The organism is Halomonas sp. ATBC28 (assembly GCF_005937175.1).
Classification (GTDB): Bacteria; Pseudomonadota; Gammaproteobacteria; order Pseudomonadales; family Halomonadaceae; genus Vreelandella; species Vreelandella titanicae.
Genome location: NZ_VCQL01000004.1, coordinates 183,236 through 206,962, shown reverse-complemented (window position 1 = coordinate 206,962; position 23,727 = coordinate 183,236). Strand labels below are relative to the sequence as shown.

The 23,727-nt window shown below is 54.9% G+C and carries 27 protein-coding genes; 11 read left to right on the top strand and 16 right to left on the bottom strand.

Translation table 11 applies throughout. The features are described 5' to 3' along the window. Positions 1 to 5 precede the first annotated feature (5 nt). On the top strand, positions 6 to 740 hold the full coding sequence (locus E0L35_RS06015; protein ID WP_027958093.1) for a ParA family protein: 735 nt from the start codon (positions 6 to 8) through the stop codon (positions 738 to 740). Positions 741 to 901: 161 nt separating this feature from the next. Here the strand turns inward: E0L35_RS06015 and E0L35_RS06005 are convergent, their stop codons facing one another. The 7 genes from E0L35_RS06005 to E0L35_RS05975 all read right to left on the bottom strand — a co-directional run bounded on the left by E0L35_RS06005 (position 902) and on the right by E0L35_RS05975 (position 7,085). After that, a complete protein-coding gene (locus E0L35_RS06005) occupies positions 902 to 1,435 on the bottom strand; it encodes a DUF192 domain-containing protein (protein WP_027958094.1) in 534 nt (177 codons plus the stop codon). A gap of 2 nt (positions 1,436 to 1,437) precedes the next feature. Next, positions 1,438 to 2,598, bottom strand: coding sequence for an ABC transporter ATP-binding protein (locus tag E0L35_RS06000; protein ID WP_027958095.1), 1,161 nt, complete (start codon positions 2,596 to 2,598; stop codon positions 1,438 to 1,440). Continuing rightward, positions 2,591 to 3,259: a molybdate ABC transporter permease subunit gene (gene modB, locus E0L35_RS05995; protein WP_027958096.1), complete on the bottom strand. Its 669-nt coding sequence runs from the start codon at positions 3,257 to 3,259 to the stop codon at positions 2,591 to 2,593. Before modB ends, E0L35_RS06000 begins: the two co-directional genes overlap by 8 nt. A 13-nt stretch (positions 3,260 to 3,272) precedes the next feature. Then, complete coding sequence (modA, locus tag E0L35_RS05990; protein ID WP_027958097.1) at positions 3,273 to 4,049, bottom strand: molybdate ABC transporter substrate-binding protein; 777 nt, start codon at positions 4,047 to 4,049, stop codon at positions 3,273 to 3,275. Next, entirely contained in the window at positions 4,036 to 5,511 is a 1,476-nt protein-coding gene (pyk, locus tag E0L35_RS05985; RefSeq protein WP_022522265.1) for a pyruvate kinase, read from the bottom strand. The genes modA and pyk overlap by 14 nt, the downstream gene beginning before the upstream one ends. Before the next feature lie 118 nt (positions 5,512 to 5,629). Next, positions 5,630 to 6,118, bottom strand: coding sequence for an ureidoglycolate lyase (locus tag E0L35_RS05980; protein WP_022522264.1), 489 nt, complete (start codon positions 6,116 to 6,118; stop codon positions 5,630 to 5,632). A gap of 136 nt (positions 6,119 to 6,254) precedes the next feature. Continuing rightward, the gene (locus tag E0L35_RS05975; RefSeq protein ID WP_027958098.1) at positions 6,255 to 7,085 is read right to left on the bottom strand and encodes a bifunctional allantoicase/(S)-ureidoglycine aminohydrolase; all 831 of its coding nucleotides are present in this window, start codon (positions 7,083 to 7,085) and stop codon (positions 6,255 to 6,257) included. A gap of 247 nt (positions 7,086 to 7,332) precedes the next feature. Here E0L35_RS05975 and E0L35_RS05970 point away from each other — a divergent pair, with 247 nt between their 5' ends. After that, positions 7,333 to 8,781, top strand: coding sequence for a YfcC family protein (locus tag E0L35_RS05970; protein ID WP_138799874.1), 1,449 nt, complete (start codon positions 7,333 to 7,335; stop codon positions 8,779 to 8,781). A gap of 11 nt (positions 8,782 to 8,792) precedes the next feature. On the opposite strand, the gene E0L35_RS05965 is transcribed toward E0L35_RS05970, so the two are convergent. The 6 genes from E0L35_RS05965 to puuE form a co-directional block, all read right to left on the bottom strand. Continuing rightward, complete coding sequence (locus E0L35_RS05965) at positions 8,793 to 9,521, bottom strand: amino acid ABC transporter ATP-binding protein (protein WP_022522261.1); 729 nt, start codon at positions 9,519 to 9,521, stop codon at positions 8,793 to 8,795. After that, positions 9,502 to 10,158 carry an amino acid ABC transporter permease gene (locus E0L35_RS05960; RefSeq protein WP_027958100.1) on the bottom strand — a complete coding sequence of 219 codons (657 nt, stop codon included), beginning with the start codon at positions 10,156 to 10,158 and terminating at the stop codon, positions 9,502 to 9,504. The genes E0L35_RS05965 and E0L35_RS05960 overlap by 20 nt, the downstream gene beginning before the upstream one ends. Next, positions 10,155 to 10,832: an amino acid ABC transporter permease gene (locus E0L35_RS05955; RefSeq protein ID WP_027958101.1), complete on the bottom strand. Its 678-nt coding sequence runs from the start codon at positions 10,830 to 10,832 to the stop codon at positions 10,155 to 10,157. The genes E0L35_RS05960 and E0L35_RS05955 overlap by 4 nt, the downstream gene beginning before the upstream one ends. An 8-nt stretch (positions 10,833 to 10,840) precedes the next feature. Further along, the gene (locus E0L35_RS05950) at positions 10,841 to 11,695 is read right to left on the bottom strand and encodes a transporter substrate-binding domain-containing protein (RefSeq protein ID WP_197029714.1); all 855 of its coding nucleotides are present in this window, start codon (positions 11,693 to 11,695) and stop codon (positions 10,841 to 10,843) included. Between the two features lie 496 nt (positions 11,696 to 12,191). Continuing rightward, positions 12,192 to 13,067, bottom strand: a complete 876-nt coding sequence (locus E0L35_RS05945; protein WP_027958103.1) for a MurR/RpiR family transcriptional regulator — start codon at positions 13,065 to 13,067, stop codon at positions 12,192 to 12,194. A 22-nt stretch (positions 13,068 to 13,089) separates the two neighbouring features. Then, on the bottom strand, positions 13,090 to 14,025 hold the full coding sequence (puuE, locus tag E0L35_RS05940) for an allantoinase PuuE (RefSeq protein WP_027958104.1): 936 nt from the start codon (positions 14,023 to 14,025) through the stop codon (positions 13,090 to 13,092). 323 nt (positions 14,026 to 14,348) lie between these two features. Here puuE and E0L35_RS05935 point away from each other — a divergent pair, with 323 nt between their 5' ends. From E0L35_RS05935 to E0L35_RS05895, 9 genes are all read left to right on the top strand, one after another. Further along, positions 14,349 to 15,104 (top strand): aspartate/glutamate racemase family protein, encoded by a 756-nt coding sequence (locus tag E0L35_RS05935; RefSeq protein WP_138799873.1) that lies wholly within the window; start codon positions 14,349 to 14,351, stop codon positions 15,102 to 15,104. Between the two features lie 154 nt (positions 15,105 to 15,258). Further along, positions 15,259 to 16,617 (top strand): NCS1 family transporter, encoded by a 1,359-nt coding sequence (locus E0L35_RS05930; RefSeq protein ID WP_027958106.1) that lies wholly within the window; start codon positions 15,259 to 15,261, stop codon positions 16,615 to 16,617. A 29-nt stretch (positions 16,618 to 16,646) separates the two neighbouring features. Then, positions 16,647 to 18,116, top strand: coding sequence for an NCS1 family nucleobase:cation symporter-1 (locus E0L35_RS05925; RefSeq protein ID WP_138799872.1), 1,470 nt, complete (start codon positions 16,647 to 16,649; stop codon positions 18,114 to 18,116). Between the two features lie 441 nt (positions 18,117 to 18,557). After that, a complete protein-coding gene (locus tag E0L35_RS05920; RefSeq protein ID WP_197029713.1) occupies positions 18,558 to 19,016 on the top strand; it encodes a DUF6678 family protein in 459 nt (152 codons plus the stop codon). A 99-nt stretch (positions 19,017 to 19,115) separates the two neighbouring features. After that, the gene (locus E0L35_RS05915) at positions 19,116 to 19,847 is read left to right on the top strand and encodes a hypothetical protein (RefSeq protein ID WP_138799871.1); all 732 of its coding nucleotides are present in this window, start codon (positions 19,116 to 19,118) and stop codon (positions 19,845 to 19,847) included. Positions 19,848 to 19,944: 97 nt separating this feature from the next. Further along, positions 19,945 to 20,253, top strand: a complete 309-nt coding sequence (locus tag E0L35_RS05910; protein WP_027958110.1) for a hypothetical protein — start codon at positions 19,945 to 19,947, stop codon at positions 20,251 to 20,253. Positions 20,254 to 20,259: 6 nt separating this feature from the next. After that, the gene (locus E0L35_RS05905) at positions 20,260 to 20,613 is read left to right on the top strand and encodes a hypothetical protein (RefSeq protein ID WP_027958111.1); all 354 of its coding nucleotides are present in this window, start codon (positions 20,260 to 20,262) and stop codon (positions 20,611 to 20,613) included. A 140-nt stretch (positions 20,614 to 20,753) separates the two neighbouring features. After that, on the top strand, positions 20,754 to 21,008 hold the full coding sequence (locus E0L35_RS05900; RefSeq protein ID WP_027958112.1) for a type II toxin-antitoxin system ParD family antitoxin: 255 nt from the start codon (positions 20,754 to 20,756) through the stop codon (positions 21,006 to 21,008). Then, complete coding sequence (locus E0L35_RS05895) at positions 21,008 to 21,304, top strand: type II toxin-antitoxin system RelE/ParE family toxin (RefSeq protein ID WP_027958113.1); 297 nt, start codon at positions 21,008 to 21,010, stop codon at positions 21,302 to 21,304. Before E0L35_RS05900 ends, E0L35_RS05895 begins: the two co-directional genes overlap by 1 nt. Positions 21,305 to 21,386: 82 nt before the next feature. On the opposite strand, the gene E0L35_RS05890 is transcribed toward E0L35_RS05895, so the two are convergent. From E0L35_RS05890 to uraH, 3 genes are read right to left on the bottom strand one after another with little or no spacing between them, the layout of a single operon-like run. Next, positions 21,387 to 22,121, bottom strand: coding sequence for a GntR family transcriptional regulator (locus tag E0L35_RS05890; RefSeq protein ID WP_138799870.1), 735 nt, complete (start codon positions 22,119 to 22,121; stop codon positions 21,387 to 21,389). 15 nt (positions 22,122 to 22,136) lie between these two features. Then, positions 22,137 to 23,339 (bottom strand): urate hydroxylase PuuD, encoded by a 1,203-nt coding sequence (locus E0L35_RS05885; protein WP_027958115.1) that lies wholly within the window; start codon positions 23,337 to 23,339, stop codon positions 22,137 to 22,139. Positions 23,340 to 23,354: 15 nt separating this feature from the next. Further along, on the bottom strand, positions 23,355 to 23,708 hold the full coding sequence (gene uraH, locus E0L35_RS05880) for a hydroxyisourate hydrolase (protein ID WP_027958116.1): 354 nt from the start codon (positions 23,706 to 23,708) through the stop codon (positions 23,355 to 23,357). Positions 23,709 to 23,727: the final 19 nt, after the last annotated feature.

Genomic DNA, 23,727 nt, shown 5'->3' with positions numbered 1-23,727 from the left:
TCCCTATGCAGATGCTGGCGCTTTACAGTATCAAGGGGGGCGTGGGCAAGACCGCCTCCGCCGTCAACCTCGCCGCCGAAGCGGCACGCGACGGCAGGCGAGTATTGCTGTGGGATCTCGATCCACAGGCCGCCACCACCTTCTACCTGCGCAGCAAACCCAAAGTGCGTGGTGGCGTCGACAAACTGGTCAAGGGCAAGGCCGATCTCGACCGGGCGATCCGCGAGACCGACATCGAAGGGCTCGACCTGCTGCCAGCGGCGCTGGGCTCGCGTGACCTGGAAGCGTCGATGGAAACCCGCAAACCCAGCCGGCTGCGTAAGATCCTCAAGCCGGTGATGAGCAGTTACGACCTGGTGATACTCGACTGCCCGCCGAGCCTGTCGGCACTCGCCGAGCAGATCTTTTCAAGCGTCGATGCCCTGCTAGTGCCGATGGTACCGACCACCCTGTCGTTGCGCACTCTTGAGCAACTGGACGGTCATCTCGACGCGGTCGACCATGCCTGCCCGATCTGGCCATTCGTGACCCTCGCCGACCGTCGCAAGACCCTGCACCGCCAGGTGATGGAGAGTCTCAGCGAACGCTGGCCGAGGCGCCTATCGACGACCGTGCCCAACGCCAGTGAGGTCGAGCGTATGGGTATCGAACGCGCTCCGGTCGGGCATTTCGCCCGCAGCAGTCGGGGCAGTCGCGCCTACACCGCGCTGTGGCGAGAGATCGCGCAGCGTATACAATGACCTTCTGAGCTTCGCTCTGCTGTTAATTGGCTTGCAGCAGGCGGAAGAGGTACCGGCGCGCTGTTAAGGGACGACAGCCTAGGCGTGCATAAACGAGTCGGTGGCGGCTTAGTGGTCGAGGGTATAGCCCTGATCGTGGTCAGGTTTCGCCGCCGCCCAGTTTAATCTCCAGGCTGGCAGAAACCGGCTTCTTCAGGAATAGAAACACAGTCCCCTACTTTGATACCGCGCTCAGCAAAGTAGCCGCCATTAACCTCTAACGCTGAATGATAAGCCGCACCTGCAGGATAAGAGGGGCAGTCGCTCGGCGACGAGGATTCGCAGGGCTGCATAGTATTAATCGCCGCGATCCGCCCATCGCTATCGATAAAGGCAATATCCAGAGGGATTAGCGTGCGATACATCCAAAAGGCATTGTTGGCCGACTGCTCGTTCTCAAAGCGAAACAGCATGCCACTTTTTTCGGGCAAGCTCTCACGCCCCATTAACCCGCGCTGACGCTGCGAAGCCGTTTCCGCCACTTCAACCTCTAGACGATGTGGGCCGCCCTCGCTGTGAATAGCCAGCGCCAGCGTCTGCATCTTTTGTGCAGATGCCTGCCCCCAAGCAAACGAGCTGAGTAGCGACATCGGCAGCAGTGCCGCCATCGGTAACAGTAAAGACGCCTCAAGCAGCGTGCGACGCGTGGGATCCATGCTTACTTCCTTTTGTCATGCGCATCTGCGCGAACTCGGTGGCCTGGCAAAAGGTAAATGCCTGCTGCCAGCAGCGAAACCTTCACCACGGCGCCGCTGGTTAACTGATTACGCCGGGCGGCATGGGTGGCAATATCAAAACGTAACATATCGCCGTGATCGACGCTTAGCGAAACTGAAGTGATGCCGCCCAGTACGACCAGTTCGCTAACGGTGGCAACGACCGGGTTCTCCCGCTCGCCGTGTGAAGGACGGCCGCGACGGTGAAGCACAATATCGGAGGGCGGCAAGTACCAGGTGACTGTTTCACCCAGCGTCAGATTATCTAACCCCTCGGCTACCTCTAGATAATTTTCGCCCCACCGCAGCCGACGCTTGCCCTCCTCATCCACCACTACCCCTTCAAACAGATTATGGCGGTCTAACAAGCGCGCCACCAGCGGCGACAACGGCCGACGAAAAAGCACATCAGGAGCATCTTGCTGCAGGCTGACGCCGTTATGCAACACGCAGATTTGGTCGGCCAGCGCGGCGGCTTCTTCCAGGTCGTGGGTCACCAGTACAATAGGAATCTCGATCTGCTGACGCAGCAGCGCCAGCTCGCGCTGCAACCGCCGCCGGGTCACTTGATCCACCGCCGAAAACGGCTCATCGAGTAACAGCACTTTGGGGTCACGGGCCAAGGCGCGGGCCAGCGCCACACGCTGGCGCTGGCCACCGGAAAGCGCGTTGGGGTAGCGCTTGCCCAGCCCGTCTAAACGCACCTTGGCTAGCCACTGCTCGGCCTGTTCACGGCGTTGCGGTTGGGGCAGGTGGCGCAGAGGGAGCTGAATATTTTGTGAGGCGGTTAGGTGCGGAAATAGCGCATAGTCCTGAAACACTATGCCGACCTGTCTACGCTGGGGCGAGAGTGAATGCTTACGTTCGGCGTCAAACCAAACCTCTCCAGCGCACTCCACTCGCCCGCCCTGGGGGCGATAAAGCCCGGCAATAGTGCGCAGCAGCGTGGTTTTGCCGCTGCCCGATGGCCCTACCAGCGCCAGCAGTTCACCGGGTTGGCAAACAAACTCGGCGGCCAGTGGAATCGGCCCCGTTTGATTGACCGCCACGCTCAGCCCTGCAATCGGCCCAGAGACCGGCTCTGTGATGCGCGAATCAGCCACGTACCCACCGTCTGCGCCCGGCCAGACCATAGACGAGCCCCAAGGTAATAAACGATACCAACAGCAACAGCGCCGACATCTGTGCAGCGCCCTGTTCATCGAAGGCCTGGACGCGATCATAGATGGCAATGGCGAGAGTCCGGGTTTCACCATCAATGGCGCCACCCACCATCAAGATGACGCCAAATTCGCCCAGCGTATGGGCAAAGGTAAGCGCTGCCGCTGACATAATGCCTGGCCACACCAAGGGCAGCTCGATGCGCAGCAGCGTCTGCCAAGGGCTTAGCCCACTGCACCAAGCCGCTTCACGCAGGTTGTGGGGCACATGTTCAAAGGCACGCTGAATGGGCTGCACGGCAAACGGCAAATTGGCGATCAGGGAGGCCAATAGTATGCCAGTGAAAGTGAAATTCAGCCCGCTACCGGTCATTGCTGCCCAAAACGAGCCCACTGGCGCGTCGCGGCCAAAGCTCAACAGCAGATAAAAGCCCAGTACGGTAGGCGGCAATACCAGCGGTAGTGCGATCAGCGCTTCGCATAGCCCTTTGCCGCGGAAACGCGCATAGGCTAGTGAGCGGCCTAGCCAAATAGCGATGGGTAGCAGGATAAGACAGGTGAACGCCGCAAGGCGTAACGAAACCGAAAGCGCCGACCAATCCATTATGCCCCTTCCATTATTCGACGCTAAACCCGTAGGTACGCAAAATGGATTGTCCCTCGTCCTCTTGCAACCACTGATAGAAGGCCGTGGCAATATCTCCAGCCTGATTGGTCAGTACCATTCGCTGGCGTAGTAGGCTATGCCACTCCTCAGGGATAAGTACGTACTCACTTCGCTCACCTAGTGTGGGAGCCAGCGCCAAGGAGTAAGCCACCAGCCCACCGCGCGCATCGTCGGAGAGCGCAAACTGCGCCGCCTGGGAGACATTTTCGCCCAGTATCCGCAGCGGCTCTGTTTGCTCCCAAAGCCCGGCGTACTCAAGCGCCTGCCGCGCCGCCACGCCATAGGGGGCGTGTTCGGGGTTGGCCAGGGCGATGCGCTCAGTAGTCCCCGCCTCTAACGCGGTTTTAACCGCTTCAAGCGGCGTCTCCTCGTTAGGTAAATCACCACGCCCTGCGCGCTGCAGCCACACTAAACGACCAATGGCGTAAATCACGCCCTCATCTTGTGTGTAGCCCTCCTCATAAAGCGCTTGAACGTAGCTCTCGTCAGCAGAGAGATAGAGCTCAAAGGGCGCGCCCTGGGCAATTTGACGCCGGAAGTTGCCTGACGAGCCAAAGTTTAGCCGTAGGGCGTGGCCGGTTTCCTGCTGAAACTGCTCGGCGGCTTCTGTCAGCGCAAACTGTAGATCAGAGGCCGCCGCCACGATAGGCGCCTCCGCCTGCGCAGGGGAACCTATCAGAAGCAAGCAGGCGAGCAGCAACCCATGCGCTAATTTAGCTTTTAGCATGCTCGTCAGTAATCTCCATTACCTTCATGGTATTGGTGCCGCCATGGGCGTTCATATGGTCGCCGCGAGTTAGGATTACATGGTCGCCAGGTTTGGAGATACCGGTCTTGACAAGCATCTCGAGGGCACGGTCGTTTAGCTCGGTGGCGCTCATTTCAGAGGTATCGAACGGTAGCGAAACAACACCGCGGTAGAGCGCCATGCGGCGTTGGGCAATGGGATTATGCGCCAAGCCGACAATCGGCAGGCCCGAACGAATGCGCGAAGCGATCAGCGGTGTATAGCCCGATGAGGTCATACAGGCAATCGCGGTAATGCCGGTCATATGGTTGGCCGCGTACATGGCGGAGAGCGCAATGGTCTCGTCAGGGCGGGAAAAGCCTTCATGAATACGGTGACCGGACTCCTGGGCGGTTTTTTCCCGCTCAGCTCCCAGGCAAACACGTGACATGGCTTCTACGGTTTCCAGCGGGTAGTCGCCCGCCGCGGTTTCCGCCGAGAGCATGACCGCATCGCTGCCATCCAGCACCGCGTTGGCCACGTCAAACACCTCAGCGCGGGTGGGAAGAGGCGCTGAAATCATGCTCTCCATCATTTGCGTGGCGGTAATGACCGCACGGTTGAGCGAACGCGCTCGTTTGATCATGCGCTTTTGCACGCCGACCAACTTGGCATCGCCAATTTCTACGCCTAGATCACCTCGCGCCACCATGACCGCCTCAGAAGCTTCGATAATGCCATCCAGGGTGGCATCATCCGCTACGGCTTCGGCTCGTTCGACTTTGGCCACCAGGCCAATCTCTTTACCCGCCTCACCTAATAAGCGGCGTGCTTCGAGCATATCTTCAGCATGGCGGGGGAAAGAAATGGCCAGGTAATCGACGCCAATCTCAACGGCGGTCTTAAGGTCTTCTTTATCTTTTTCAGTCAATGCCGGAGCGGAGAGTCCGCCGCCCTGCTTGTTGATGCCTTTATGGTTAGAGAGCTTGCCACCCACTACCACGGTGGTATGCACCTGTTGGCCGTCAACACGGGCCACGTCCAGCACCAAACGTCCGTCATCTAACAGCAGGCGGTCACCGGCGGTCACGTCTTGGGACAAGGTCTTATAGTCGCAGCCGACTTGATGCACATCGCCCGCATCGCCATCCAGCGCCATATCGAGAATAAACGGCTGGCCCTCTTTAAGCACCACAGCCCCATCTCTAAACCGTGCAATACGAATTTTGGGCCCCTGCAGATCACCCAACACCGCGACGCTGCGGCCTAGCTTGGCGGCGATTTCACGTACCTCGGTTAGTCGGCGGCGGTGATCATCCGCTGTGCCATGGGAGAAGTTAAGACGCACCACATCGACACCCGCCTTGAGCATGGCTTCCAATACGCCTTCCCGGTCGCTGGCAGGCCCAAGGGTGGCGACAATTTTGGTACGACGGATCGAGGAGAAGTGCAGTGCGTTCATAATGTTCCAACCATGCAATTTAGCGTGTAGTGACTTTTATTAAGTAACTCTATCCAGTAACCCTAGCTTACCAGTTTAACGCGCTCTATATGACAGCAGTGCAACGCAGAGGGTTGGTTTAAGTCAACGTCACGGTGATCGTGAGAGGAAACTCATCGCAATTATTGCCATCACCGCCGCGATCCACTACCAAAAACTCGCCTTCGCGCTCCAGCACCGATTGAATGGCGTGCCAAGTGCCAGCGCGGTAATTCACCCCTTGGCGGCCATCGGTGACAAACGCTCGCACGTCTGCAGGGTTAATATGTTCCCCCGGTGGGGCTACCACAACAATAAAGCGCTCCTGGTGCAGCGGCATAAACGCCTGACTGCCCTGGGGGTGACGCTCTAAAAACGTTAGCTCCAACGGCAGTGTAATCGGCTGGCTCACGAAGATATTAATCAGCGTGTGAGCGTTTTCGCCTAGAGTTTCCACCTTGGCAAGATCATGGTGGCGCTGAGTGCGCCCGGCGTTGATGGGAAACGACGCGGAGGTGCGCGCATCAATCACATCGCCAAAAGGGGCGAAGGCCTCTGCGGTCAACGGCTCGGCTTTTAGCTCTAGCATTGTTGTGTCCTTCTAAAGTTCTTTGTTACTCAGCGTGGCATGGCCACTGCCAGCCTGATAAATGCACTAGTGGGAGGCAGCTTTAGCTCGCGCGACCCTTTAAAGCTGCCTGCTTGAAAAGCTAGCGCAACCAGTTTTAACGAGCCCCCAGACGAAGAGCAGGATGACGATTAACATCTTTATACAACAGATACCGGAATGGCCCGGGGCCAGCGGCGTAGCAGGCCTGGGGGCAGAAAGCGCGTAGCCACATGAAGTCCCCGGCCTCTACTTCTACCCAGTTTTGATTCAGGTGATAAACCGCTTTGCCTTCGAGCACGTAAAGGCCGTGTTCCATGACATGGGTTTCATCGAAAGGAATTACGCCGCCGGGCTGAAAGGTAACGATATTGACATGCATATCGTGGCGAACGTCCGCAGGGTCGACAAAGCGTGTGGTGGCCCAGCGTCCTTCGGTGCCCGGCATTTCGATAGGCGCAATGTCCTGCTCGTTGGTGACAAACGCCGTTGGCACCTCGAGCCCTTCCACAAACTCATAGGCCTTGCGTACCCAGTGGAAACGTACCGGCGCGTTAGATTCGTTGCGCACTTGCCACGAACTGCCCGGGGGAATAAACGCATAACCGCCGGGCTGCAGGGTGTGGCGCTCGCCTGACAAAGTAAGCGTTAACTCACCTTCCACAATAAACAACACGCCTTCCGCCTGAGGATCAGGCTCGGGCTTATCGCTGCCGCCCTGGGGCTGGACTTCCATAATGTACTGGGAGAACGTCTCGGCGAACCCCGACAGCGGCCGCGCCAGCACCCACAGACGAGTGCCTTCCCAAAAGGGGAGATTGCTGGTGACGATATCGCGCATCACGCCTTTGGGGATCAGCGCATACGCTTCAGTGAACACGGCGCGATCAGCGGTGATTTGCGTTTGCGGCGGGTGCCCGCCGGTGGGAGCGTAGTAAGTAGCTGGCATTTTTAACCCTATTTGACTTAGTAAAAACACAAGTTATTCATCTTGTATACAAGATTAGCTAACCACAATAAAGCAATCTTTAACAAAGCTCTTGTGAAACACTCCTCCCAATAGTAACTTCTTTAGAAACTTTCGTTTCATGATTCTAAGATCATACGAGCATGTCCAAAAACAGCAACCTCGGCGCGGCGTGACGCCCGCTAACCGCTGCTCAGGTCAGCTACTTATAACAAACGCGAGGCATAGCATGTCCCAACACACCCCCTCTTCGTCTTCCTCAGATCGCCCCACGTCCAAGAAAAGCTGGTGCCGGATCCCTGACATTTACGCGGTTCTGTTCATATTTATCGCCCTGGCCGCGATAGCAACGCACTTTGTGCCGGCCGGGCAGTTCGAGCGTGTTCCTGGCCCGAATGGGCGCATCACTATCGACCCGAACTCTCATGAGCAGATCGCTTCGTCACCAGTTGGCATCGTCGACTTTATGCTGGCGATCCCGAATGGCTTAATGAGTGCCGGTGAAGTTGTCTTTTTCACCTTCATGATCGGCGGTATGTTCATGGTGCTAAGGCGCACCGGCATTATTGAAATAGGTGTGGACAAGCTAACGCGCCGCTTTGCGCGACAGAACCTGCTCACTATCCCCGTGTTGATGACGGTTTTTGCCCTCATAGCGACGGTTATCGGTACCCAAGAGTTGGCGCTGGTCTATGTGCCGGTCATCTTGCCGCTGATGATTGCCTTGCGCTTTGATTCAGTCACGGCCGCGGCGGTGGCACTTTGTGCTACCACGGTCGGTTTCACGACGGGTGTGCTCAACCCCATCAATACCGGCCTAGGACAGCAACTCTCAGATCTTCCTCTCTACTCCGGCTATGGCTTGCGCGTTGTGGCATTTGTGGTGATGTTAGCCGCGGCCATTTTCTTCGTTATGCGTTACGCCCGTATGGTGCATCAAACACCTTCACTTAGCCTGCTGAGCAGTGACACTAGCGAATCCGAAAAACGCTCGCTTTATCAACATGCTGACAATAGCCCAGCCTTAATCGCCAGCGCTCGCCAGAAGCTCGCGGCCATCGCCACCTTCGCCTTCTTCGCGGTACTCGTCTATGGCGTACTGCAGCAAGGCTGGTTCATGATGGAAATGGCAGGCCTGTTTATCATCATGGGCATTGTTGTGGGCCTAATAGCAGGCCTCGACACCGACGAAATATGCGCAGGCTTCAACCAAGGCTTCCGAGATGTGCTGGTCGGCGCCATGATCGCCGGCGTCGCACGCGGTGTTGCCGTGATGCTGGAAGATGGCCACATCATGGACACGCTGGTGTTTGGGCTTGGCAACCTCGTCGGAGGCCTGCCAACCCTGCTTTCGGCGATTGGCATGTTCTTCGCCCAGCTAGGCTTCAATTTCATTGTCCCCTCCGGTAGCGGCCAGGCCCTGGTCACCATGCCGCTGATGGCACCGCTCTCCGACATCATCGGCGTTACCCGCCAAACGGCGGTGCTGGCGTTCCAGTTGGGTGACGGTATCGGCAATATTTTATACCCGACCTCAGGCTACTTTATGGCGACCCTGGCACTGGCAGGTGTGCCATGGCAAAAGTGGGTCAAATTCTTCTTCCCACTTTTTTGCGTCTGGATAGCGATTGCCCTGGGCTTTCTTATTTTCGCGCAGGCAACCCAGTGGATCGGCTAGAAGTGGATCGACTAGAGCACGGCAGAGATAAACTGCTTTAGCTCCGGCGTTTGTGGGTTGCTGAATAGCTCGCTGGGGGCGCCCTCTTCATGGATGCGCCCCTGGTGCATAAACACCACGCGGTCGGCCACATCACGTGCAAAGCTCATTTCATGGGTGACCAGAATCAGCGTCATGCCCTCGGCCGCCAACGCCTCCAATACGCGCAGCACTTCCCCGACCAGCTCAGGGTCAAGTGCTGAAGTCACCTCATCGCAGAGCATCACTTTGGGGCGCATGGCCAGCGCCCGGGCGATGGCGACCCGCTGCTGCTGACCACCGGAAAGCTGCGCCGGGTAGGCATCGTATTTGTCGGAGAGGCCCACTTTCTCAAGCACTTCGCGGGCGACTTTCTCGACCTCGGCTTTCTCCTCGCCACGCACCACCAGCGGCGCCAAACAGACGTTCTCACCCACGGTTTTATGAGGAAACAGATTAAAGCTTTGGAATACCATGCCGACGTTTTCACTCAGCTCTTTGGGCGACATTGACGCCGCATCGAGCTGCTTATCGGCAATGGTGATCTCGCCGCTGTCATGTTTTTCCAGCTGATTCAGGCAGCGCAGCAGGGTACTTTTACCCGAGCCACTGCGACCAATAATCGCCACCACTTCGCCTTGCGCAACTGAAAGGTTGATACCTTTAAGCACTTCCAGGTCGCCAAAGGCTTTATGAACGTTATCAACGTAAACCAGCGTCATAGAGCTTTTTCTCCAGATAGCGCGCGTAGCAGGAAAGTGGGTAGCACAGCGCGAAGTAAAGCAGAGCCACAAGGGCAAAAATGGTGAAGGGTTCGAAGGTGGCGTTATTGAGCATGGTGCCCGCCTTGGTCAGCTCGACAAAGCCGATGATGGAGGCCAGCGCCGTGCCTTTGATGACCTGTACCGAGAAACCCACCGTGGGCGGAATCGAAAGCCGCAGCGCCTGAGGTAGAATCACATGGCGCATGGTCTGGAAGTAGTTCATGCCCAGCACCTGCGCCGCGTGCCACTGCCCTTTGGCAACCGCCTCTAAACAGCCGCGCCAGATGTCACATAGAAAAGCACTGGTGAATAGTGTCAGTGCGATGGAAGCCGCCAACCAGGCAGAGATCGGATGCCCCATGGCAGCAGCGCCAAAGAAGATCAAAAACAGTTGCATCAACAGCGGCGTACCTTGGAACAGGTCAACATAAAGAGACGTTAAGCGCTGCAGCCAGCGGTTGCTGGAGAGGCGCATAAAGGTCAGTAGCAGTCCCACCGTCGCACCGCCCACAAAGGCAATCAACGACAGCACAATGGTCCAGCGGGTTGCCAGCAGCAGGTTGCGCAGAATGTCCCAGAAGGTGAACTCAATCATCGTTGTTCTCCTTGCTGATAGGCGAATACCCGCTTGCCAACCAGCATAAAGCTGCGCCGCATGCCGAAGGCGAGGAGCAAATAGACCAGCGTGATCAGCAGGTAGACTTCAAAGCTGCGAAAGTTGCGCGATTGGATAAAGTTAGCGGCATAGGTCAGGTCAAATACCGATATTTGCGACACCACCGCCGAACCCAGCATCACAATGATCGACTGACTGATCAGCGCGGGGTATACCCTGGCAAACGCGGGCACCAGCACGATATGGCGATAGCTTTGCAGTGTGGTCATGCCCAGTGCACGCCCAGCTTCTAACTGCCCTTTCGCCGTGGCGCTAATACCGGCGCGTAGAATCTCGGCGCTGTAAGCGGCCAGGTTGAGCGTCATGGCAATAAACGCCGCGGTAATGGCATCAACTTTAATGCCGAGCCCCGGCAGTCCAAAGAAGATAAAGAACAGTTGCACAATGAAGGGCGTATTGCGGGTTACTTCGACGTAGCCGCCTAGCCCCCAGCGCACCCATGGCTGCGCGTTGACGCGTAAATACGCCACTGCCACCGCCAGCGCTAGCCCCGTCAAGGTGGTCACCACGGTCAAAACGACCGTGGTGGTAAGACCTTTGAGGAGCTCACTGGCGTAGGGCAACAGGGTAAGAAAATCGAGTGTTGGCCCCATGCTAAACCTCAGCTACCGAAGTTTTCAGGCAGGTCGGCACTGAACCAGCGCTGAGATAGCTCATTCAGGGTGCCATCTTCCAGGCCTTGTGCGATCAGGCGATTCACTTCTTCCATTAACGCTGGCTCGTTTTTATTCATGCCCACGTAGCAGGGTGAATCTTTGAGCTGATAAATCAGCGAGGGCGCACGGTCGCTGTTTCGTTCGGCGATTTCGGCGGCGACTACGTTACCGGTGGCTACGTAATCGACCTGACCGGAAAGAAACGCAGAAATGGTGGTGGCGTTGTCTTCAAAGCGCTGCACCGTCGTGGAGTCCGGGGCAATATTGGAAAGCTCCATATCTTCCACGGCACCGCGGGTTACCCCAATGGTTTTATCGGCCAGGCCTTCTGGGCCTTCCACGCTTTCATCTTCATCAGCGCTGAACACGCCTAGAAAGAACGGCGCGTAGGCATCTGAAAAATCAATCGCCGCTTCGCGCTCAGGGTTTTTACCCAGGCTAGAGATCACTAGATCCGCCTGCCCGGTTTGCAAATAGGGAATACGGTTAGCGCTGGTAACGGGGATCAGCTCTAACTCAACGCCCATTTCATCAGCCAGGTATTGCGCCATATCAATATCGTAGCCGCGCGGCTGCAGGTCAGTACCTACTGAGCCAAACGGTGGAAAATCTTGCGGCACAGCTACCCGGATGGTGCCGCGCGACTCGATATCCTCTAGCGCATCCGCCTGAACGTTTGGGCTAGTGGTAATAGCACCGAGGGCAACGACGGCACTCAGCCCTGTGGCTAAGACACCGGACTGTAGGCGTTTGAATTGGTTAGAGAAAGAGTGATTGAAGCGGCGCGATAGCGATTTCATGGTGTTCTCCTAATAAGAGCAACCTGACAAGGGCATGTCGGTCAGTCAGTAGCCGTAGCGGTATTAGTTAGGGATGCAGAGCGAGTGAAAGCTTTGTTGCATAAAATCTAACAAAGAAACTTTCGTTTCACCCGATCACCTAATAGCAACAGCGATACCAGAAGTGGCTAACATTTTTTAGAACAGCAGCTTAGCGGGCACGCGAAACAACAACGCAGCGATTGCCGCGCTGAGAAGAGGATTTAAAAGGAGAGAGATGCAATGTGTTGGTGCAGTTTTCATCCACCAACAGGACGAGATGCACCATGAAAGGATAAAGACTTAGGCTTTGTACGAAAAGTCGTCGAGCGACGACTAGACAAGGCAAAAATCAACGAAAAAAGGATCGGATTCGCGTACGAATTTACGGGGTTGTAAATGAGCATTTTGATCGGACTCGCGCACGAGGCGATTTTTAACGCCGTATAGTCGAGCGCAGACAGTTTTCGTGCAAAGACTACTGGGCGCTCCAATCCACGCTCATGGTGGCCGCTTCCAGCTCACTAAGATCAGCGTAAACATCGCTGATCGCGCTGATTCGCTCTCGACCTTCTGCAAGACGACGGTGCAGTAAACCGTTGGCAATAAGGCAGATCAGGCTATTAGCAGCGGCGTAGCTATCAAACGCCGAGAGACTTTCCAGCGGCGTTTCAAAAAACCACGTTACTTGTGAGGCGAAATTGACCGCGGTGGGGTCAGCCAGTAAGGCTACCTTGGCAGGTGAGCGCTCAAGTGCGTCAATTAGCGAAGCAAATGCCGCTGGGCGGCGGCGAAAACCAAACAGCACCACTACGTCCTGGTCGGTGAGATCGACGATCTCTTCCGCTAACGACTGGTTTGGGTGAGGAACCACTCGCACCTGGGTGCGCGCCTGAATCAGCTGCTGACGAAAATGCAGCGCTAGCGGGTAGCTGTTACGAAAACCGATCACGACCACATGACGCGCGCTATCCAGCCGCTCTACCAGTGCAGCAAATTGATCCGCCGCAATGCCGTTTAAGCAGCGCTGCAGATTATCCTGCTCCCGCTGCAGATGGCGCTGGAACGGCGCCCCGGCCTCTTCCTGCATGGCGTTGGGGTCGATCACCAAAGGCACGCCCAGGTTCCGTAGCTGGCGGGCGTGGTCTTTAACGGTGCGGTAGCTTTCAAACCCCAGCCGCTTGAATAGGCGGCTAACTGTCGATTTGGATACCCCGGTCAAACGCGCCAAATCAGCGGCGCTATACACCGCAAGATCATCAAAGTGATCGAGGATAAAGCTCGCCACCCGCTGCTCCTGGGCAGTTAGCGTGTCAAACTGGGCGGTAATTCGCTGTCCGATATGCGGCGTCATAGCATCCTATTAAACTGCTTAATTAACGAGTTGCAGGGTGGTGCTCTGCCCAGTGACGGGCAATATCAACCCGCCGGGCCACCCACACACGGTCGTGAGTTTCGATGTAATCCAAAAAGCGCTGCAGGGCGCGAAAGCGCCCTGGGCGACCCAATAAACGGCAATGCATGCCCACCGAGAGCATTTTGGGCGCCTCCTCCCCTTCTGCGTAAAGTACATCAAAGGCATCGCGCAGGTAGGTAAAGAAGTGATCCGCCGTATTGAAACCTTGCGGCGCGGCAAAACGCATATCGTTGCTGTCCAGCGTGTAGGGCACGATCAGGTGGTTGTGGTCACTGCCCTGACTATCGGTCACCTGCGTCCAAAAAGGCAAGTCGTCGCCGTAGTAGTCGCTATCGTAAAGGAAACCACCTTCGTCTAGCACTAAGCGCCGGGTATTGGGACTATCGCGACCGGTGTACCAGCCTTGGGGTTTTTCGCCATAGAGGCGTTGAAAAATCTCCATGGCCTGCTGTAGATGCTCGCGCTCAACGTGCTCGGGCACTTCCTGATAGTGAATCCAGCGATAGCCATGGCAAGCAATCTCGTGGCCCAGCTCTTTAAATGCCAGGGCGACATCCGGGTTACGCTCCAGCGCCATGGCAACGCCAAACACCGTGAGCGGCAAATCACGCTTCTCAAATTCACGCAGAATGCGCCATACCCCGGCGCGAGAGCCGTACTCGTAGATCGACTCCATGCTCAAGTGGCGATCCGGATAAGCCGGTGCGCCGATAATTTCCGATAGGAACTGCTCGGAGCCTGAGTCGCCGTGCAACACGCAGTTTTCGCCGCCCTCCTCGTAGTTGAGCACAAACTGAACGGCAATTTTGGCCTTGTTTGGCCAGTTGGCATGGGGCGGGTTGCGTCCATAACCGATCAAATCGCGGGGATAGTGGCCCTTAGGTGACGACGACATAGCTAGCTCCTTGATTCATACAAACCATTCATACAAGCCCTGGCAGATCACTGGCAAATAGCCGCCCAGCAATACAGAAAAATATTTGTATACAAAATAGCGACATTCATAACCAACCGCAACGCGGTCGACCGCTAATCCTCTGACACGAATAGCGTTTCTCGGTTTAAAAGGCGTTAAGCCATTGAATCCTGAACAAATGGTCAAGTTTTATCAGCTGCTTTTTTATTGCCGATTGCTCATTAGTCCCTTGCGCCACGTAGAAAACCGCCCTATTTTTGTATACAAGAAATTCCATATTGTTTACACACGGAATAGCTATCATGCATATACGCATTATTAACCCCAACACTACGGCCTCCATGACCGCTGCTATTCATCAGGCAGCGCAGCAGCAGGCGGGCACTGGCACCACGGTGAGCGCTTCACAGCCGGACGCGGGCCCGGTTTCTATCGAGAGCCATTTCGACGAAGTGATCAGTGCGGTAGGAGTGGCCGAAGAAGTTCTAAAAGGCGAACGCGAAGGCGGCATCGATGCCTATGTGGTGGCCTGTTTTGGTGACCCAGGCCTGCTCGCAGCGCGGGAGCTAACCCGTGCGCCGGTAATCGGCATCGCCGAAGCAGCGTTTCATCTCGCCACACTGGTGAGTACACGCTTTTCAATTGTCACCACCCTGGGCCGCACCGGCATTATCGCCGAGCACCTGCTTCAGCAGTACGGCTTTAGCCACCACTGCCGTCGTATACGTGCCGCTGAAATTCCGGTGTTGGATCTTGAGCACCATCCTGAAGTGGCGTTTACCCGCATCGTCGAAGAGTGCTGCCGCGCCAGGGATGAGGACGGTATCGGCGCCATCGTTTTAGGCTGTGGCGGCATGGCGAATTTGACCCAGGAGATCAGCCGCGAAGTGGGCCTGCCGGTAGTAGAAGGTGTTACCGCCGCGCTGAAACTGGCGGAATCACTGGTCAGTTTAGGGCTGCATACCAGCAAACACGGCGATCTTGCCTACCCACGGCCAAAGATCTTTACCGGTAAGTTTTCTGAGCTTTCTGATCTTGCGCTACCGCTTAAGTCATAACAGTTCCAAAAAATAATAGTGACTCAACAACATCTAATAACAATAGCTTAAATAGAGTTTTAAAAAGTACGTCCATTAGCACGCCACGCCGCAAGCGTTTCCCGATACCTAATCGGGGATTAATAAAAACCGACAATCTTGCGAGGACGACAACATGAGCGCTTCAACCTCGGCTCTTGCGTCAGAAGAACGATCCGCTGCTGGATCAAAAGCACTGGGGGCAGAAAGCCTGGCCCCTCAACACACCCGAATCATGGGGCGCGGCTCCTACTTCCTGGCTTGGTTCGGTGGCTGCGTTTCCATTGGCACCTTTGCCATGGGCTCCAGCGTGGTCGGCACACTGAACCTGTTACAAGCTACGCTGGCCATTGCCATCGGTTGCTTTGTAATCGGGATTGCCTTGGCCATCAACGGGGCCGCGGGCTACAAGTACGGCATTCCGTTTATGGTGCAAGCGCGCAGCGCGTTCGGCTTTACGGGCACGCGCTTACCGGGCTTGGTGCGCGCAGTGCCAGCGGTAGTGTGGTACGGCTTTCAAAGCTGGATTGGTGCCGGGGCACTCAATATGGTGTCGGCCACCCTGTTCGGTTTCGACAACCTTATCTTTTACTTTATTACCTTCCAGTTTCTGCAAATTGGCATGTCGGTAATGGGTTTCCAGGGTATCAAGTGGTTAGAGAATATCGGCAGCGCCTTCATCCTCGCCTCGTTGGTGTATATGTTCTACGCCACGGTGCAGCGTTACGGCGATGAGCTTTCCGCCAGCCTGCTGACCATGGAAGGCTCCTGGGGCATGCCGTTCTGGGGCGCGACCATGCTGTTTCTGGGCATCTACAGCACCATGATGCTCAACGTTAGCGACTACTCCCGCGAGCACAAGAAGGGCACCGCCCAAAGCCTGCTGACCACCATTTACGCCATGTCGATTCTGCCCTGCACGCTGTTTATGGGCTTGATCGGCTATATGGTCTCTCAGGCCACCGGCACCGCCGACCCTATCCAGGTGTTTGCCAACGCCGTCGACAACACCCCGCTGCTGATGACTACCCTTCTGTTCATCGCCTTCGCCCAGGTCACCACCAACGTACTCAACAACGTGGTACCGCCGACCTATGTATTGATGGACATCTTCAAGATCAAGTTCTCGGTCGCCACGGTGATCGTTGGCTTGCTGGCTTTCGCCACCTTCCCCTGGAAACTGGTTCAGCCGGGCTCCGCTGCGGGCCTGCAGCTATTTGTGCAAACCTACTCTGCCTTCCTAGGCCCGATCTTCGCCATTCTGGTGGTCGATTATTATGTGATTCGCCGCCGCACGCTGGATATCAATAAGCTGTATGACGCCAACGGCCCTTACCAAGGCGTGAACTTAGCCGCTTTCATCGCCACGGCGGTGGGCATTGTTGCGGCGCTCTCTTTCTCGGCGATCTCGTGGTACGCCAGCCTGATACCCGCAGGTGTTACCTACTACCTGCTTATGAAGTACTGGGCTCCCTGCCAGCGCTTTAGCCAGTAACTCCATTTGCCAACCGAAGAGCTAATAAGATGAAAGAGAGCAACAACGTTAGTGACCTGGATATTAAGCACATTGATCCCACGCTGTATAACGAGGATCTCGCACCGCTGAAACCCCAGGATCGTAACTGGGGTGCGTTTGAGATATTTAACGTTTGGTCTAACGATATCCAGAGCCTGTTTGGCTACACTCTGGCGGCCTCGCTGTTTTTAACCTACGGCCTGAACGGCTGGGCGGTGATGGCGGCGATTATTCTGGCGGGCGTGATCGTGATGTTTTTGGTCAACCTCACCGGTAAGCCCAGCGTTAAATACGGCATCCCTTTCCCAGTGATGGTGCGCGCCAGCATGGGCATACGTGGCGCGAACCTACCCGCGATGCTGCGCGCCATCGTGGGGATCTTTTGGTACGGCGTGCAGACCTACTTCGCCTCCACCGCCGTCACCCTTCTAATTACGGCGTTTTTTGGCACAGGCAATGGCAGCACCTTCCTGGGGCTTTCCGGCGTGGCCTGGGTGTCGTTTGTGATTGTGTGGCTATTCCAGATCGCGATTTTCTGGCAGGGCATTGAGCGCATTAAGCACTTTCTCAACTGGGCGGGCCCGTTAGTATACGTGGTGATGTTGGTGCTGATGATCATTGTCTGGTATCAGGCGGGAAGTGAACTGATTCCTGCCATTGGCACTATTTTTAGCGGTGGCAGTGAGACAAGCGGCAGCTCAATCGCGGCCTTTATGGCGATTGTCGGCACCATGGTGGCGTATTTCGCAGCGGTGGTGATCAACTTCGGCGACTTCACCCGCTTTGTGAAAACCGAACGCCAGATGAAGCTCGGCAACCTGTTGGGCTTGCCGCTCAACGTGGCGTTTTTCTCGTTTATCGCACTGATTATTACCGCTGGCACTCTAGTGCTGTTTGGCGAGGCGCTGACCAACCCCGCCGATATCGTCGAGCGTGTAGATTCGCTGCCGCTGACGATTATCGCCGCACTAACCTTCTTTGCCGCCACGGTAGGTATCAACCTGGTCGCCAACTTCATTCCGCCCGCCTACGACCTGGCCAACCTATTCCCCAGCAAAATCAGCTTTAAAATGGGCGGCCTAATTACCGCGGTAATCGCATTCTTTGTCGGCGCGCTGTGGCTTTCGGTCATCAGCCAGATTGGCGTGCCCGGCTTTGTAAATGCGCTAGGTGCCATCGTCGCGCCCTTCTACGGCATTATCGTGGTCGACTACTACCTGATTAAGCGTCAGCACTTGAACATGCAGGAGCTGTTCTCATCAGCACCGGGCAGCGCCTACTACTACGTAAACGGCTGGAACACCCGCGCCCTTCTCGCCTTTGGCGTGGCGGCACTGTTCTCTCTCTCTACCGTGTTAGTACCCGCCCTTTCCGCGCTTGGCGGCTATGGCTGGCTAATCGGTGCAGGCTTAGGTGGGCTGTTTTATTACGGTTTGATGCGGCAGTTTAAGGCTGCGCCTGCGTTGGCTCAGCAATAGACAAGTGGGTCGTAACTAGCTGATTAAAAGCTCATACAAGCGCCATCGGTTTTGCCGGTGGCGCTTTTTTGGGTCGCGGGCTGGGGTGGCCAGTGGAAAACCTGCCTGCATCCTCCCATGGCGCTACCAAGCAACGTATTTGGCGGTATCAAAACTCAGTGGAATGAGCTATTTTTTGATCTGTAGTGCGAGTTTTTCTGGTAGGCGCATGGGACATGTGCTTATTTTTCTGAAAAGAATTTGATTAAAGCAATTAAAAAAACAACGAGTTATTAAAATGCTGCATGCGTTTATGCGTAAGTTAAAAAAGTGTTCTGGGATGTTTATGCACAAGCGCAATTTTCTGGCGGCCCTAAGTAGGATAAAGTTATTTTTTCATTTCATATCAGACGCTTGTTGCTTATTTATGGTTTTTGGCTTCCCAGGAAAACGCGCATGCGTATGAGTAAACTGTTAGGCAATGCAATGAATAATGCGCCGCTTGCCGATACCGGCACTTCTGATGAAAAAGAAAAAATTCGAGCCATTGTTGCTAGAAGAGGATTGAGTGGCGCAGCAAATAATACCAAGTGGAACGAATTCATAAGTTTTATGAGGCAGCAGGATGAATGGCGGCCTTCATACCGTTTCAAATGGGTAAATGGCCATATTTCAAGATGGGATACCGAATGGTGGTATCACCTACCGTTCCCCTTAATGGGTGTTGAGTGGTTTGATATCGGCCTACATCAAGAGCGACCAAGAGGCAGCCTCATCAAAAACAAGGTAATTGACCACTCTCCATGGATTCTCCAAAAATTAAGAGAAATTGGTTTTGAATACGAAGTTTCAGGCGATGTGGTGCGGATTTTTGGCTACCTTCCCAGGTCGCTTGAAGACTTCCCGCCAAGCAATGCCTAACAAGTGGTTCAACCGCTCGCTGGGACGGGCTAAAGCCCGCCCCTTAACCAAACGTTAGGGCATTAGACGGAGCTATTGATGTTTTCCCGAAGAACCATATTGACATTGGTCGACGCTCTCAATTTCAAAACGCATGATAAAGTGGAGCGTTTTGCCCTTGAGCTTGAACTTGAGGCCGCTGTTTCTGGCCAGTGGATAAAAGAAAAAGAGACATCGATATCAAAGTACTTGATCGCTCATGGCAATGAAAAATCCTCAACTGGAGCACCGTTGGTTGTTGATGTGATTGAGTACCTCATAAGAGAAGCCTCATACAATTCAGATTTCAGCGCACTCCGAAACAGCCTTGCAAGTGATGGATATGAGCTGACTGATAAAAGCGTCCGACAATCACTTCCTCAAGCTATCCCTTTAACTGAGTCAGAAAACAAACTTCTTTCGATTCTGAATGCTAGGGGGTTAAATGTCGCCATAGGGCACTACGAACAAGCTCTGGCCGCTCACGGTCGCGGCGATTGGGCGGCTACAAATGCCCAATTAAGGTCTTTCGTTGAGGAGTTCTTCAACCAATGCCACGCGCTATTAGGTATAGGGACGGGCCAATCAACACAACAAAAGAAGCAAGATTTAGCAAGCAGCGGTTTCTTTATCTCTCAATATAACGAGTTTTTAGGCAATGGCTCGGGATTCGTTGAAGGCTTTTGGAAACGGCTGCACCCTCACGGGTCGCACCCAGGCCTTTCTGAGTCTGCGGATTCAACATTTCGGTTACACATGGTTCTGTTGGTCTTACATCACTATGCAGAGAGGCTTGATGAAAAGTTGCCCTAACAAGGCCAGGCACGGCGACGGCTTTTCCGTTGCGGCTTCGCCTCCACAACAAAGCCGCGCGTGCTAGCGGCGTTAGAGCTATATCAGGGAGAATGCTATGAGTGAAGCAGTAATGATCAAAGAGCCGGAACCTCGTGAAAAGCTCTTGATGATTATTTATGAGGTGTTGGCGGACCTTTCTATCAATGAAGATGCTGAAAAGCGATTTGAAAATTTAGTCGAGAAAGGAATGCATAAGGTCGATTTTGATCGTGTCACTCATGCACGAACAATAGAAGCACAAGAAAACTTTCGAATGCTCGCTCAGGACATCCGAGACAGGTTGCACGGCGTCAAGTCGGTAGTTGAAGTAGAAGATATTGAAAATAGCTTGTCTACTTTATGTCCAATTTACCCAATTTGTTGATCGATGATGGAAGAAAAAACTCAAAAAGCTTTTGATTTTGCTGCTGATTTAGTAAAGCAGCTGATTACCTTGTCGACAGCGATCATAGCTTTAACAGTTACGTTCGCCAAAGACATTTTCGCCGAGAATGGAGATTGCTTTTCGGGCTGGCTTGTCGCCGCTTGGATAACCTATTTCTTATCAATTATTTTTGGCGTCTGGGCGCTTATGGCATTAACAGGAACACTTGACCCCCCGAAAAATAAAAGCCCTTCCTTATCTATTCAGGGCGGAAATTGTAGGCTGCCAACAGGCTTGCAGATACTTGCCTTTTTAATGGGAATTGGTCTGACGATAACATATGCGATCAAGTCGCTCTAACAAAGCCATGAAATTCGCTCCCTACAGTCGCCGGACGCTCGCAAGCTCGCGCCGTTTATGGCGGCGTAAGAGCATCATTGATCCAGGAGGCGGGGAAAGTATGACAATATCACACCTCTCCCATGTTAGGAGCATCAGCCATGAGCATGCACCGAAAAACCATCACGCTGACTGAACAGCAAAACGACTGGGTGAAAGCCCAGATTGAAAGCGGTCACTATGGCAATGATAGTGAATACATCCGCGATCTTATCCGAAGGGATCAGCAGGCCAAACAACGTCTTGCCATGCTGAGGCAAGCCCTCGTTGAGGGTGAGTCAAGCGGGAACCCGAAACCCCTGGATATATCGGCTATTAAGGCGGCTGGCCGTAAGCGGATCAAGGCGGTTGATTAGTGCTTGAGTTGAATGTCACGCCAAAGGCGGAATCAGATCTCATCGGAATTTGGGTGTATACCTGTGAGGAATGGGGCGTTGATCAGGCGGATAATTACCTGGATCGGCTTGAGACCGGCATGAAACGGCTGATTGATCATCCATCACTTGGCGCGAACTACGACCATGTTTTTTCTGGGTATCGCAGATTACAGGTCGAGCACCACGCTGTTTTTTATCAACTGCATGACTCGAAAGTGCTCGTTGTTCGTGTGCTTCATGAGGACATGGATGCTCCGGAAAGGCTTTTGAAGTAGTAGGAGCTATATTCTCGGCGCAGCTTCAATATCACCGCCCCGTGCCGTTGCCCCCAACAAGCTGCAGCTTGAGCCATCAACCTCATCCCCCAAATATCTGCTGCAAATCCGGCACATTCTCCTCCTCTTCGACCATGGATAGCGACGCCTCAATAGCTTTTAGATGGCGGCTCATAAAGGCTTTGGCGCGTTCGCCGTTGCCTGCTTCCAGGTAGCCGATCAGGTCGTCGTGGTCATGGGATTCACAGCCTAAATGGCCGCGATGGCCGTAGACGGCGAGTATCAGTGAAGAACGCGAACAGAGGCGTTCAACAAACTCTGCCAGGGTGGCGTTGCCTGAGAGCTGCGCTAAACGCACATGGAAGTCGGCCGATAGGCGAATAGCCACGCTCTGTTGGCCGCTGCGCAGCGCTTGGCTCTCTTGGCGGGCCATTTCGCGCAGCTCCGCTGCTTCTTTTTCGCCCATGCGCCGCGCCACATCGGGCATTAATCCGCACTCGATTAACTGGCGGGCATCGAACACGTCTTTGGCTTCATCGGCGGTGGGCCGGGTAACGCTGGCGCCACGGCGCGGTGTTAGCGTGACTAACTGCTCCAGCGCCAGGCGCTGCAGGATTTTACGAATACCGGTGCGACTAATGCCAAAGACTTCCGCCAGCGCATCTTCGCGCAACCGTGCGCCGGGCTTTAAGCGCTGCTCGACAATGGCATCGCTCACGGAGCGATAAATGGCGTCGTGGCGTTCATCGCCCTCTTTGCTATTTTTCGTTTCTTTAGCAGGAGCGCGCCGTTTTTCCGGCGCCTGCGCATCACTCATAGCTATCCTCTCTGATCATTCCTCCCAAGCGGCAATCATATCGCGCTCTTCATCGCTCATGTTGGTCATATTGCCTAACGGCATATAGCGGCTGGTCACGACCTGCTGAATTTGTGCCTTTTGCCCGAGGATTTCATCCCAGCTATCGAAAGCAATCCCCGCGGGCGGTGCTGAAAAACCGGCATGCTCAGGGTTGCGAGCATGACACTGAACACAGTGCTGCTCAATCAAGCCGGTGATTTGTTCCTGATCCGGCCCTTGCGCGCCGTCATTACCACTAGGCGACGATGAACTTGGTGCGGCCACCCAAAACGCTAACAGAATAAGCCCTACCCCAACGGCGGGATACGCTGGCTGGGTTTTGCCTGCATGCATCAACACAAAGAATTGACGGATTAAAGCACCGGCAAAGATAAACAGCACCATCACGACCCAGGCAAGCTCGTGGGAGTAGATAAAGGAGTAGTGATTACTCACCATCAACAACACGACCGGTAGCGTGAAGTAGGTGTTATGCACCGAGCGCTGCTTGCCGCGTTTGCCATCCAAAGGATTAGGCGCACCGCCTGCCTTCATGGCTTTTACCATGCGGCGCTGGCCGGGAATGATCCAGAAGAAAACGTTGGCTGACATTGCCGTCGCCATCACCGCACCTGTGAGCAGAAAGGCAGCACGGCCGGTGAACATCTGCGTGCTGAGGTAGGCAACGACCACCATCATTACGGCAACAGCGACACTGAGCAGGCCGTCGCGATCCATATTGGGGCTAATGCGTTTACACAGCTCGTTATAAACCACCCAACCGCCCAGCAAAAATGCCAGCGCCAGCACGTTGGCCTGCCAGCCCGTCATGCTGGCTGCCCACTCCCAGGGACTATTGGGGTTTACCAGATAGAAGCCCGGATTGACCATGTAGAGAATCACAAACAGCGCAAAGCCGGAAAGCCAGGTGGTGTAAGCTTTCCAGAATGACCAGTGCAGATCATTGGGTAACTTGGCAGGTGCGGTAGCGTACTTCTGGTTGTGGTAAAAACCACCACCATGCACCGACCACATTTCGCCAAACACACCCTTCTGGCGGTCTTCCTCAGCTTTCGGTGTGCGCAGGCTATTATCCAGCATTACAAAATAGATCGACTCGCCGATCCAGGCGATGGCCGCAATCACATGCAGCCAGCGCAGCAGCAAATTAACAAAATCGATTAGATACGCTTGCATAACGGAAGTCCCTTATCAGCTACCGCGGTAAGTTGAGTAGCCATAGGGCGAGAGAAGTAGCGGCACATGGTAGTGCTGGCTGGCATCCGCAACGCCAAAGCGCAGCGGGATAACATCTAGAAAGCGCGGTTCGGCAGCTTCAACGCCTTGAGCACGCAGGTAGTCACCGGCATGGAACACCAGTTCGTACTCGCCTGGCGTGAGCGCATCACCCTCTAAAATGGGCGCATCGCAACGCCCGTCACTGTTGGTGATCACGGTACTCAGATGCTGGCGCTCACTGCCGGTAAGGCGAAACACCTCAATGGTAATCCCCTGACCGGGCTGACCTTTGGCGGTATCCAGTACGTGGGTGGTTAAACGTCCCATAGCCGCTCCTTGTTGATTA